This is a genomic window from Methylobacterium tardum (assembly GCF_023546765.1).
Classification (GTDB): domain Bacteria; phylum Pseudomonadota; class Alphaproteobacteria; order Rhizobiales; family Beijerinckiaceae; genus Methylobacterium; species Methylobacterium tardum.
This window is the reverse complement of the sequence record NZ_CP097484.1, coordinates 6,308,172-6,320,292: the sequence shown is the minus strand read 5'-3', so window position 1 is coordinate 6,320,292 and position 12,121 is coordinate 6,308,172. Positions and strand designations below refer to the sequence as shown.

11 protein-coding genes and 1 pseudogene are annotated in these 12,121 nt (G+C 70.0%); 6 read left to right on the top strand and 6 right to left on the bottom strand.

Annotated features, from left to right (window positions below):
- Positions 1-94: 94 nt before the first annotated feature.
- Positions 95-1,279: an acetyl-CoA C-acetyltransferase gene (locus M6G65_RS30210; RefSeq protein ID WP_238194900.1), complete on the bottom strand. Its 1,185-nt coding sequence runs from the start codon at positions 1,277-1,279 to the stop codon at positions 95-97.
- 324 nt (positions 1,280-1,603) lie between these two features.
- Here M6G65_RS30210 and phaR point away from each other — a divergent pair.
- Both phaR and M6G65_RS30200 read left to right on the top strand, forming a co-directional pair.
- A pseudogene (gene phaR, locus M6G65_RS30205) lies at positions 1,604-2,193 on the top strand (polyhydroxyalkanoate synthesis repressor PhaR).
- A 94-nt stretch (positions 2,194-2,287) separates the two neighbouring features.
- Positions 2,288-2,626 (top strand): hypothetical protein, encoded by a 339-nt coding sequence (locus M6G65_RS30200; RefSeq protein WP_238194899.1) that lies wholly within the window; start codon positions 2,288-2,290, stop codon positions 2,624-2,626.
- Positions 2,627-2,645: 19 nt separating this feature from the next.
- Here M6G65_RS30200 and rpmF read toward each other — a convergent pair whose 3' ends face one another.
- A complete protein-coding gene (rpmF, locus tag M6G65_RS30195; RefSeq protein ID WP_003601373.1) occupies positions 2,646-2,834 on the bottom strand; it encodes a 50S ribosomal protein L32 in 189 nt (62 codons plus the stop codon).
- A gap of 226 nt (positions 2,835-3,060) precedes the next feature.
- On the opposite strand from rpmF, the gene M6G65_RS30190 reads away from it, so the two are divergent.
- Both M6G65_RS30190 and M6G65_RS30185 read left to right on the top strand, forming a co-directional pair.
- The gene (locus M6G65_RS30190; RefSeq protein ID WP_238194898.1) at positions 3,061-3,420 is read left to right on the top strand and encodes a helix-hairpin-helix domain-containing protein; all 360 of its coding nucleotides are present in this window, start codon (positions 3,061-3,063) and stop codon (positions 3,418-3,420) included.
- Positions 3,421-3,742: 322 nt separating this feature from the next.
- Positions 3,743-4,003: a hypothetical protein gene (locus M6G65_RS30185; RefSeq protein WP_250103250.1), complete on the top strand. Its 261-nt coding sequence runs from the start codon at positions 3,743-3,745 to the stop codon at positions 4,001-4,003.
- Between the two features lie 55 nt (positions 4,004-4,058).
- On the opposite strand, the gene M6G65_RS30180 is transcribed toward M6G65_RS30185, so the two are convergent.
- Positions 4,059-4,361, bottom strand: a complete 303-nt coding sequence (locus M6G65_RS30180) for a hypothetical protein (RefSeq protein WP_238194896.1) — start codon at positions 4,359-4,361, stop codon at positions 4,059-4,061.
- A gap of 194 nt (positions 4,362-4,555) precedes the next feature.
- Here M6G65_RS30180 and M6G65_RS30175 point away from each other — a divergent pair, with 194 nt between their 5' ends.
- Entirely contained in the window at positions 4,556-7,435 is a 2,880-nt protein-coding gene (locus tag M6G65_RS30175) for a phosphoenolpyruvate carboxylase (protein WP_250103249.1), read from the top strand.
- Between the two features lie 115 nt (positions 7,436-7,550).
- Here the strand turns inward: M6G65_RS30175 and M6G65_RS30170 are convergent, their stop codons facing one another.
- The 3 genes from M6G65_RS30170 to M6G65_RS30160 form a co-directional block, all read right to left on the bottom strand.
- A complete protein-coding gene (locus M6G65_RS30170) occupies positions 7,551-9,023 on the bottom strand; it encodes a PAS domain-containing protein (RefSeq protein WP_250103248.1) in 1,473 nt (490 codons plus the stop codon).
- A gap of 215 nt (positions 9,024-9,238) precedes the next feature.
- Positions 9,239-9,691 (bottom strand): NfeD family protein, encoded by a 453-nt coding sequence (locus tag M6G65_RS30165; RefSeq protein ID WP_238194893.1) that lies wholly within the window; start codon positions 9,689-9,691, stop codon positions 9,239-9,241.
- A gap of 5 nt (positions 9,692-9,696) precedes the next feature.
- A complete protein-coding gene (locus tag M6G65_RS30160) occupies positions 9,697-10,674 on the bottom strand; it encodes an SPFH domain-containing protein (protein ID WP_238194892.1) in 978 nt (325 codons plus the stop codon).
- Between the two features lie 351 nt (positions 10,675-11,025).
- Between M6G65_RS30160 and M6G65_RS30155 the strand changes: the two genes are divergently transcribed.
- Positions 11,026-12,120 carry a glycosyltransferase gene (locus M6G65_RS30155; RefSeq protein ID WP_238194891.1) on the top strand — a complete coding sequence of 365 codons (1,095 nt, stop codon included), beginning with the start codon at positions 11,026-11,028 and terminating at the stop codon, positions 12,118-12,120.
- Position 12,121 lies beyond the last annotated feature (1 nt).

The following is a 12,121-nucleotide window of genomic DNA, read 5'->3' as shown; positions in this document are numbered from 1 at the left end:
CCGTGATGCCGCGTGCGGATGGCGTCCGCACGCGATTTTTTCTGACTTCGGCCTTAAGTCTATGTTGTTGGCCGAGACAGACGTTCCGGACGAATCAGGTCCGCTCGATACACATCGCGACGCCCATGCCGCCGCCGATGCAGAGCGTGGCGAGGCCCTTCTTGGCATCGCGCCGCTTCATCTCGTGCAGCAGGGTGACGAGCACGCGGGCCCCGGAGGCGCCGATCGGGTGACCGATGGCGATGGCGCCGCCATTGACGTTCACCTTGGCATCGTCCCAGCCCATGTCCTTGTTCACGGCCAGCGCCTGGGCCGCGAAGGCCTCGTTGGCCTCGATCAGGTCGAGGTCGGACGGCTTCCAGCCCGCCTTGTCCAGAGCCTTGCGCGAGGCGGGGATCGGGCCCGTGCCCATCACCTTCGGGTCGACGCCCGCGGTCGCCCAGGACTTGATCCGCGCGAGCGGGGTGAGGCCGCGGCGCTCGGCCTCCGAGGCCGACATCAGCACGAGCGCGGCGGCGCCGTCGTTGAGGCCGGACGCGTTGGCGGCCGTCACCGTTCCCTCCTTGGCGAAGGCGGGCTTCAGCTTGGCCATCGCCTCGACGGTGGCGCCGTCGCGGATGTACTCGTCGGTGTCGACGACGGTGTCGCCCTTCTTGCCGGGCACCGTGACGGGGACGATCTCGTCCTTGAAGCGGCCCTCCTTGCGGGCGGCCTCAGCCTTGTTCTGCGAGCGCGTCGCGAACTGGTCCTGCTGCTCGCGGGTGAGCTGGAAGGCCTGGGCGACGTTCTCGGCGGTCTGGCCCATGTGGTAGCCGTTGAAGGCGTCCCAGAGCCCGTCCTTGATCATGGTGTCGACGAGCTTGAGGTCGCCCATCTTCTGGCCGCCGCGCAGATACTGCGCATGGGGCGAGAGCGACATGGATTCCTGGCCGCCGGCCACGATGACCTTGGCGTCTCCATTGGCGATCTGCTGCATGCCGATGGCGACCGTGCGCAGGCCCGAGCCGCAGACCTGGTTGAGGCCCCAGGCGGTGGCCTTCTCGGGGATGCCGGCCTTGATGGCCGCCTGACGGGCGGGGTTCTGGCCGGCGCCCGCGGTGAGCACCTGGCCGAAGATCACCTCGTCCACGTCGTCGGGCGAGACCTTGGCGCGCTCCAGAGCGGCCTTGATCGCGGTCGCGCCGAGCTCGTGGGCCGGCACCGCCCCGAAGGCGCCGCCGAACGAGCCGACCGGCGTGCGCGCGGCCCCGACGATGACGATCTCTTCGCTGCCTGCCATGTGAACGTTCTCCTCTCACGAGCCGGCGCGCCTTCCTCTTCCCGGGCGCGCTCTGTGCCGGTCTTGGGATGAAGGGCGTGAGAGAGGCGAAGTCAAGATTGTGCATCGGCGGCGTGAAGCCCCCGATGACGTGTCGAAGAGACTGAAATGATCTCGCCGGCTGGCGGCCTCTGCATTATTCTGCGTTGAAGACGTGCAATTTGCTGTTTTCTGCGCCCGGAGAAGGCTTTAAGGATCGTGCTGCGGGCGCGAAGACGGCCCCCGCCAGGCCGCACCGCGCGCCTGCAACGCCCCTAGGTCCCGAGTCCAGAAAGGCCGTTCCCGATGGCGGATACCGTCAAGGCCACCCAGACCGTCATCAAGAAGTACGCCAACCGGCGCCTCTACCACACGGGCACCTCGACCTACGTGACGCTGGAAGACCTCGCCACAATGGTCCAGAACGGCGAGGACTTCGTCGTCTACGACGCGCGGACGGGCGACGACATCACCCGCTCGGTGCTCACCCAGATCATCTTCGAGCAGGAGAACAAGGCCGGCGCGGAAAACCTGCTGCCGGTGGCGTTCCTGCGCCAGCTGATCCGCTTCTACGGCGACAGCATGCGCACGATGGTGCCGAGCTTCCTGGAATTCTCCATGGCGAACTTCGCCAAGGATCAGGACGGCCTGCGCGAGAAATTTGCCCACAGCTTCGGCCCGGCCGCGTTCCAGAACGCGATCGAGCAGCAGGTCCGCACCAACATGAGCTTCTTCGGCGATGCCATGAAGATGTTCACGGGCTTCGCACCGCCCGCCGCCGGGTCGCACCCGCCGGCAGCGCCCGCGCCGACTCCTATGCCGGCGGCGAGCTGGACGACCTCAAGCGCCAGATGCTCGAGATGCAGCAGCGCCTGGAAGCGCTCGCAAAGAAATAATTACCGCCGGTGCGGCGGTATCGAAGGTTGACGATTAGTAAACATCGGCCCCACCTTTGCGACATCGGCACGGAAACGTGCGGAGGATGTCGCGATGATGCGGATCGGAACAGGCAGCCGTCCCGAGCTGGTACAGGTCCGGCCCGTGCGGGACGTGCCAGGGTCGACCGAAGGCACGCGTCAGGAGAGCACGCAGCCGCCACGGCGCGCGCCGCCCGCGTCCGAGGCACGCGCGCTCGTCCTGATCGATGGCGGGCAGTCTGAGCGGTCCGAACGGGCCGCATCGGCGGAACGCCCGGCCGCAGGAAAACCGCGCGCGGGCTTCATCGCACACTTGCTGACGGCCGGAGACCCGGCGCTGCTTCCGTCGCGTCTGGAGCGGACCCGTATGGCCGCCGCGTGCTACGCGGAGGCCGCGCGGCGCCTCGCCTGAGGCGCCGCCCTCGCGAAGCTCAAGCCTCGGCGGACTTCACCTTGAGCACCTGACGGCCGCGGTACATGCCGGTCTTCAGGTCGATGTGGTGCGGACGGCGCAGCTCGCCCGAATCCTTGTCCTCGACGTAGGTCGGCGCCTTGAGGGCGTCGGCCGAGCGGCGCATGCCGCGGCGGGAGGGGGAAGTCTTTCGCTTCGGAACGGCCATGGCTTGATCCTTCGTGACGCCGCGAACAAAGCGGCGCGCGGGCGGCTCCTCGATCGAGGATCGCCACGCACACCGCGGGATACGGATGAGGGCGCGCTTATAGCGCCGGCACCGGCCCCTGGCTAGAGGCGCCCGCCCACAACCGTTAAGCGCGGGTTCAAGCGGAGCCGTGCAGATCTGACGTGACGGTGCCGCGGAGCGGGCCGTGCCTCTCGGGAGAAACGCCATGGCTTCCTCCACCAAGACCCTCGCCCTCCTAGCCCTGCTGTCGAGTCTCGTCGGCGCACCTGCCTTGGCGCAGGCGCCGCAGACCCCGACGACCGCGGCGCCGACCGCCCCGGCGAAGCCGACGGCGCCGAGCGCCCCCGTCGCCGGGTCGCCCAATGCCGCCAAGGGCGCGCTCCTCGATCTCAACAGCGCGAGCACCGAGGAGCTCGACGCGCTTCCCGGCATCGGCGCGGCCCGCGCGGCGGCGATCATCAAGGGCCGCCCCTATCGCGGCAAGGACGAGCTGGTCTCCAAGAAGATCATCCCGAAGAACGTCTACGACGGCATCAAGGACAAGGTGATCGCCAAGCAGAAGTGACCGCCTACTCGGCGATCGCGCCCTGAGGCATGGAGAAGCCCGGGGTGTCTTCTCGGCCGCGGCCTTCGGGGCCGCGTGCCGGGCCGGGCTCTTCTTCCGTGCCACGGGCTTCTGCGCCGCCTTCACGGCCGGCGGATCCTCGCAGGCCCGGAAGCTGAGCTCCGCCAGAGGGCTGCCCTCCTCAGAGACGATGGCGATTGGATCGGGCAGCGTCGGCAGGGCCGCCTGCCAACGGATCGGGCCGCCGAGCATCGCTTCGATCGCCGCCGGGGCGCTGCCGCGCCGCAGGGTGCTGAAATCCGGCCCGTAGGCGGTGGCGACCTTGCCGCCCACCACCACCAGCAGGACCTCGCTGACCTCGGGCGTCAGGGGTCGGAGCGGGTTGGTCGTCCGGACCTGCCCGGCCCGGGTCACCACCATCTTGAAGCCCTTCGCGCCCTCGAAGCGCGCGGCCCGCGCCCCGCAGGGCTGCTCGACCGGCGGAGCGGCGGCCGGCGTGGGCGTCCCCGCCTGCGGCGTTGACGGATCCGGCGCCGGGCTCGGCGCAGCCGGTGCGGGCGCGTTCTGGGCCAGGGACGTCTGAGACGACACGGCCGAAAGGCAGGCCGCACCGGCCAGCAGCAGCCATGCGAATGTCCTCATCGCCCGGACTCCGGCCCATCACGCCGCGGCCGCTCGATCCGCTCCGTCCTGTCGAGTGCTCTGATCGGTTCCAATTCGATCGCGTCCAAATCCAAGACACGCGGATCCAGCACCTGTGCCGTGCGGTCGATCGGGCTCCGGCGGGCGCCGACCGAGCCGATGAGCAGGTGCTCGTCATCCACGTCGAGTTCGGAGTCCATGCGGAGAGGCTCGCGCCGCGTCCTCGCCGCCATGGCAAGAACAGTCACGATGGCGACGGCGAAGACCAGTACGGCCAGGATGATCAGCAGGCGCTCCATGCTGGTCGAAGCTCTACTCCGCCTGGAGGGGCGCCGTCACCCCGTCGCGCGCGACGGCCTGCGCCCGGTGTCCGGAGCCGACTCACGCGGGGCCGGATCCCCAACGCTTTCCTGCGCTGCCGATGACGCGGAACGCTCCTTGCGTGGGGCGGCGGAGCGGGTAGATGCGGGCAGACCCGAGGCGGAATCGATCGATGCAGCACCAGCCGAGCCGCAAGCCTGAGGAGCTGGAGGGCCACCTCCTCGGCCTGATCGAGGCAGCCCGCGACCAAGCCCGGGAAGATCCGTTCCGCAACCCGGTCCTGGCGGTCACCCTGGCGATCACGCGCCGCTTCGACCGGAACGAGATCTCGGCGGCCGATCTCGACAGCCTGTTCGTGCGGCTGCGCGCCGCGTCGCTGGACTCACGGGCCGCGCGGCTGCGGGCCTATGTCGGGCTGGAGGCTGGGCCGGCCGACCCGCAGGCGGCCATCCCGGCCCGTTTGGTCGCCGCGGTCCCGGACCGGCCCGAAGCCTTCGAGGCCTTCGCGGACTTCATCCGCCGCACCGCTTTCGCGGTCGTCTTCACGGCCCATCCGACCTTCGGCATGCCGCGGGCCGTGGCGAGCCTGCTCGCGGAGGCCGCCAGCCTGCCCGACGAGACGGCCCGCACCGGCCTGATCGCGCAAGCCGCCGCGCTCTCGACCCGTCCGGACGCGCCGATCACCCTGGATGTCGAGTTCGAGCAGGCCTGCGCGGCCGCCAATAACGGCCGGCTGGCCCTCGACGCGTTCAACGGCGCGGTGCTCGACGCGGCCCGCGCCCGCTGGCCCGACCGCTGGACCGAGCTGACACCCCGCCCCTTCGCGATCGCCAGCTGGGTCGGCTGCGACACCGACGGCCGCACCGATATCGGCTGGTGGGACACCCTGCGCTACCGGCTGATCTCGAAGCGCATGCAGTTCGACCGGGTGATGCGCGAGCTGCCCGAGATCGGGGCCTGCCGCGAGGTCCGCGCCCTGGCGGAGGGCGCCCTGGCGGCCGTGAACCGCCAGCTCGCCGTCGCGCCCCGCCTCGGCGACAAGCCCTCCCTCGAAGCGGTGCACCGCTTCTCGCTGGCGCTGATCATCGAGCGCGAGCGCGCCCAGACCGATGCGGGCCAGCTGATCGCGGGCCTCACCGCGGCGCTGGAGGCAGCCGGGGATCCGGCCGACCAGCGCAGGATCGCCGTCCTGCGGGCCGGCGTCGCCACGCACGGCCTGTCGAACGCGCTGCCGCATTTCCGGCTGAACGCCAGCCAGATCCACAACGCGGTCCGCCGCGTCGCCGACCTGGAGGGCGAACCCACCGACGCGGCGCGCCGCCGCTCGCATCTGGCGACGGTTCACGCGCTGCTGAACGACGTGCGGCCCGTGGCGGTGGATTTCGGCGCGCTGGCCGCCGAGCGCGCCTCGGCCGCCCGGCTGATGATGACGATCGCCCAGATCCTCAAGCACGTCGACGGCACGCACCCGGTCCGCTTCCTGATCGCCGAGACCGAGACCGGCTACACCCTGCTCGCCGCCCTCTGGCTCGCCCGTCACTACGGCATCGCCGACCGGCTGGAGATCACGCCGCTCTTCGAGACAGCGAGCGCCCTGGAACAGGGCATCCGGGTGCTCGACGATGCCCTGCGCAACCCGCACTGGCGTCAGTACCTGAAGCGCATCGGCCGGCTCACCGTGCAGTTCGGCTACTCGGATTCCGGCCGCTACGTCGGGCAGCTCGCCGCGACCTTCTGGATCGAGCGGCTGCGGCTGCGCATCACCGAGATGCTGGTGCAGAACGGCCTGGCCGATATCGAGCTCGCGATCTTCGACACCCACGGCGAGTCGATCGGGCGCGGCGCTCATCCCACCTCGCTGCGCGACCGCCTCGCCTACCTCGCCCCGGAGGATGCCCGGGACCGCGCTCGCAAAGCCGGGATCAAGGTCCGGCTGGAATCGAGCTTCCAGGGCACCGACGGCTACCTGCTCTACGGCACCGAGGCGCTGGCGGCGGCGAGCGTCGCCCGCATCGCCGAGCACGTCTACGCGCTTGATGTGGCCGAAGACGACACCTTCTCGGACTACGCCCTCAACGACGCGCAGGCGAACGCCGACGCCACCGACGACCCGATCTATTCCGAGCCGGATTTCGCACTCGAGTTCTTCACCGCGGCCCGCCAGGACATGGAGGCGCTGGTGGATGATCCGGGCTACGCCGCTCTGCTCGGCACGTTCGGCCCGAGCCTGATCGATCGCACCGGCTCCCGCCCCGTCGCGCGCCAGAGCGACAATGGCGGCCCGGCCCGCATCACCCATCCCCGGCAGATGCGGGCGATCCCCAACAACGCGATTCTGCACCAGCTCGGCTTCCTGGCGAATTCGCTGCACGGGATCGGCCGCGCCGCCCAGCGCGGCCCGGACCTGTTCCGGGATATGCGGCGCGACTCCGTGCGGTTCTCGCGCGCCTTCCGGCTGGTGCAGCACGCCGCCTCGGTGGGCGACCTCGACGTGCTGCGCGCCTATATCGACACGCTCGACCCGGCCGTGTGGCTGGAGCGCGCCCGGCGCACGCAGAAGGACTTTCGCCGGGACGAGCTGGTGGTGATCTCGGGCGCGCTGGAGCGCCTCGATCTCGCATCCGCGCTTCGGAGCCTGTTCGGTCGGCTGACCCGCGACTGGCTGGACCTGACCGCGGCGGCCCCCGACCTGCCGGCGATGTCGGCACGGCTGACGTTGCTGCACGCCCTCCGGCTCGCCCTGATCCACCGGATCTGGTTCCTGGCGGTGCACATCCCGGGCTTCCGGCCGCAGGCCGGCATCTCCCGCGAGCAGCTCCTCGAGCGCTTCCTGCGGCTCGACATCGACGGTTGCCTGAAGCTTCTCGACGAGATCTTTCCGATCACGCCGGATCCGACCCTCGGCCTCGACTTCGGCGAGCCGGCGGGTCCGCGCGATGTCGGCACCTACGAGGCGGAGCACGCCAACCTGTTCCAGCCGATCCGGCGGATGTTCGACCAGGTGCGCGAGATCTCCGGCATGATCCAGCACGAGGTCGGGGCATTCGGGTAGACGCGGCGCGCTCGGCCGGCGGCGCCAGTCGGCGCTGGCGCGATCCCGGAGCGTCCAGACACCCAGCCAGCGCGACGAACGCGGACTGTGACGGGCTGGCCGTCAGACCGCGGGCCTACGGGCTACGGCCTTGATCCGGCAACGGCGCCTCCAGCGTGAACACCACGCCGCGGCGGCGGTAGTCGATCGCCGCCGTGCCGCCCATCTCGGCCGCCAAGGCCCGCTCGATCAGGCGTGAGCCGAACCCGCGGTGCGTCGGCGCGACGACCGGCGGCCCGTCGACCTCCTCCCAGCGCAACCAGAGCTGGGCGGGCTGTGATCCGTCCACCATGTCCCAATTGAGGATCACGCGGCCTCTGTCGTTCGACAAGGCACCGTATTTCACCGCGTTGGTCGCCAGCTCGTGCAGCGCCATGGTGAAGGCGAGGGTCAGGCGCGGCGGGAGCCAGATTTCGGGACCGCTGACGACGAAGCGTCGCGCAGCGCCGCTCTGAAACGCCAGCAACGCCTCGTCCACGATCTGCCCGAGCGGCGCGCCCACCCAATCCTTCCGGGTCAGCACATCGTGGGCGGTCGCGAGCGATTGCAGCCGGGCATCCAGCGTCCGGTGCGCCTCCTCGAGTGAGGCCGCGTTGCGGAGGGTCTGGTGCGCGATCGACTGCAGGGTCGCCATCGCGTTCTTGACCCGATGGTTGAGTTCCTCGGCCAGAAGCGTCCGGTGCTCCTCGGCGCGCTTGCGATCGGTGATGTCGATGGTGACGCCTGCCATCGTGAGGGGCTGGCCCTCGGCGCCGTAGAAGGGCTGCCCACGGGCCTGCAGCCAGCGGACCTCACCGCGCGGCATGCGCACCCGGTACTCGATGTCGTAGTCGGCCCGCGTCGCAATCGAGGCTTGGACGGCGGCCTGCATCCGTGCGCGATCCTCCGGCAGGATCGCCTCGACCAAGTCCTCGTACGTGCACGGCTCGTCGGGTTCGCGACCGAGATTCCGCTTGCAGCTCTCCGAGGCCAGCAGGCGCATCTCCGTCAAGTCGAGGGTCCATGAGCCGAGCCGCGCGGCCGAGAGGATGAAGCGCAGGCGCTCCTCGCTGCGCATCAGGTCGTTGGTGCGGCGCTCGACCTCCTGCTCCAGGGCGTCGCGGTCGCGCTGGATTCGGGCCAGCTTGTCCCGTTCCAGCGTGACGTCGAACTGCGAGGCGAAGAAGTAGGTCAGCTCTCCGTCCTGGTCGAAGACGGGCGAGATCAGCAGGCGGTTCCAAAAGACCTCGCCGTCCTTCTTATGGTTCAGCAGTTCGATCTCTATGGGAACACGCCGGGCGATGGCGGACCGGATCCTGGCGATATCGTCCCTGTTGGTCTCCGGACCCTGCAGGAAGCGACAATTCTGGCCGACGATCTCGTCATGGCCGTAGCCGGTCAGCTTCGAGAAGGCCGCGTTCACGAACACGATCGGATTGTCGGGCTGATTGGGGTCGGTGATCAGCATCGGCATCCGCGTCGCCCGGACGGCGGATACGAACGGATCCGTGCTGGCGTCCGTCCGTGCAAACTCCGCCTCGAAGCGGCTGCGCTCTTGATGATCTGCCACTATCCGTCGCCCACGCCGCGACCACCGGCATGCGTCCTCCGCATCCGTTCCAGCCTGACCGTAACACCGGATAATTCGCTTGCGCGCAACTCACTCTTTGTCGCAGCTGGGCCGCGGGACGGACTCGCGCGAGGACTTCCCGCGCAGCCCCTACAGGTCGCTCTTGACGCCGCGCGAACACACGGCAGTGGCGAAACCATCCTCGTTGAAGGGCGTCACGCCGCCTCGACCCGCAGCACGGTTCCGCTGATGCCCGTGACCCGCACCCGCTCGCCGACGGCCATCTCCGGTCCCGTGATCCGCCACAGCGTGTCATCGAAGCGGATGCGGCCCGCACCCTGCACGATCGGCTCCTCCAGGATGGCCTCCCGCCCGATCAGGCCCCGATCGGGACGGTTCAGCGCCGGCCCGCCCGCGCCGCGCCTGTGCAGGCGGCTGGCGATCCCGACCAGGACGACGGCGAGCCCCGCGAAGAGCAGCGTCTGGCCCTGCCAGGGCATCGCGATCGCGGCCGCGGCGAGCCCGGTGGCGAGCGCCGCCAGGCCGAGCCAGATCAGGAACACGCCGGGAATCAGGATCTCGGCCGCCGCCAGAATGAGGCCGGCGATCACCCAAATCCAGGCGGCTCCGACAGACTCGACGGCGCTGAGGACGGACGTGAGTGTCATCGGCATCACGCCCGTGACGACGCCACGTTGGGCGGGGTTCCCGCGCGGCGCGGCGGTGCGCCCTCGCCGAACACGCTGCGGGTCAGCTCCCCGATGCCCCCGAGGGTCCCGGCCAGCGCGGCCGCCTCGATGGGCACCACCACGACCCGCTGGTTGGGCGCGGTGGCGATGGCGCGGACGGCATCGACGTACTTCTCCGCCACCAGGAAATTCGCCGCCGCGATATCGCCCTCGGCGATGGCCCGGCTGACCATCCCGGTCGCCGCCGCCTCGGCTTCGGCGGAGCGCTCGCGCGCCTCGGCGTCGCGGAAGGCCGCTTCCCGCCGGCCCTCCGCCTCGAGAATCGCCGATTGCTTGCGCCCCTCCGCCCTCAGGATCTCGGCGGCGCGCTGCCCCTCCGCCTCGAGGATCGAGGCGCGCTTCTCCCGCTCGGCCTTCATCTGCCGAGCCATGGCCCCCGCCAGATCGGGCGGCAGCACGATGTCCTTGATCTCGATGCGGTTGATCTTGACGCCCCAGGGCGAGGCCGCAGCATCCATGACCCGGAGCAGGCGCTCGTTGATCTCGTCGCGATGGGCGAGCAGCTGATCGAGATCCATCGAGCCGACCACGGTTCGGATGTTGGTCATGGTCAGGGTCGTGGCCGCGAGGTCGAGGTTCGAGACCTCGTAGGATGCCCGCGCCGCGTCGAGCACTTGGTAGAAGACCACCGCGTCGATGGTGACGCCGGCATTGTCGCGCGTGAAGGCCTGCTGGCTCGGCACGTCGATCACCTGCTCCATCACGTTGACCCGCCGGCCGACGCGCTCGACGAAGGGCGTGATCAAGCCCAGGCCGGCATCCAGGCTGCGAGCGTAGCGGCCGAAGCGCTCCACCGTGTAGACATAGCCCTGCGGCACGATCTTCACGCCGGCCGCCAGGGTGATGACCGCCAGCGCCGCGGCGCCGACCGCGAAGACGCTCAGCCCGAGCGGAAGATCCATCGATGGCCCCCTGATCCGCCGCGCGCGGATGCTGGCCGACGGTATGAAGCGCAGCCTATCAGCTGAGCCGCGTGCCCGCGAGCGCCGCCCATCCGCGCTGGCGCGATCCACAATCCGGGGTTGGAACGAACGCTGCGTGAACGCGCGCCCTGCGGATCTGATCATCAGCGGTTCAGGCCGCCGCGCTTAGGACAGACGAAAGCGTCGCGCTTGTCGTCGCTCAGGCCCTCTCATCGCAACGCTTGTTGAAGAAACAATCGGCATGATCCCTGCCACGCTTGCCGCGGAAAGAAGTCCTTTCACGCCACGGTGGGCGGCAGATTTCCCCATCCTCCCGGACTTGGTGCGCGCGTGAAGATCGCTGTCCTCGCACATCTGAAATACCCGATCGGCCAGCCCTATGCCGGCGGGTTGGAGATGCACACGCACCTCCTCACCGTCGCCCTGAAGCGGCACGGGCACGAGGTGACGCTGTTCGCGAGCCGCGGGTCAGACCCGGCTCTGAACCCGGTGATGCTCTGCGATCCGACCGGGGATGCGCTGCTCGACCCGGAGCGCGAGGAGGCGATCGACCGCGCCGAGCACGATGCCTACCGGCAGATGATGGATATGGTCGCGGCCGGCGGCTTCGACCTGGTGCACAACAACTCCCTCCACGCCCTGCCCTTGCGCGAGAGTGCCCGGCTCGGCCTGCCCTGGGTCACGGTGCTGCATACGCCGCCGTTCGACGCTCTCACGGCCGGAGTGGTCGAAGCCGATCCCGACATGGCGTTCCTGGCCGTTTCGCCCTCGCTGGCGCAGGAATGGGCCTCGCTCGTGCCGGGCGCACAGGTGGTCGATAACGGTGTCGATCTCTCGACCTTCGCGTTCTCGGAAAGGGCCGACGCTCCGGCCTTCGCCTTCTGGTCCGGTCGGATCGTGCCCGAGAAGGGGCTGCATCTCGCCATCGACGCCGCCCGCGCGGCCGGGCTGCCGCTCACCTTCGCGGGGCCGAAGCTCAACCCCGGCTACTGGGCCGCCGAGATCGCGCCGCGCCTCGGCCCGGACCTCACGCATCTCGGGCATCTCTCGCACCGGGATCTCGCGCATCATCTCGGGCGCGCCCGGGTGGCGATTGTCTCACCGCGCTGGGAGGAACCCTTCGGCCTCGTCGTGGCGGAGGCGCTCGCCTGCGGCACGCCGGTGGCCGCCTTCCGCCGGGGTGCCATGCCGAATATCCTCGACGCCCAGTGCGGCCGCCTCGCGCGGCCGGACGATTCGCAGGATCTCTCGGTAGCGATCCGCGAGGCGGCCGGCCTGTCGCGCCGCGCCTGTCGCGATCGGGCCGAGGCGCTCTACGATGCCGCCGCCATGACCGACCGGTACCTCGATGCCTACGAGGCGGTGATCGCGCGCTGCGCCGAGCGGGCGCGGCCAGCCCTGCGCGTCGCCGGACGGCGGGCCTGAC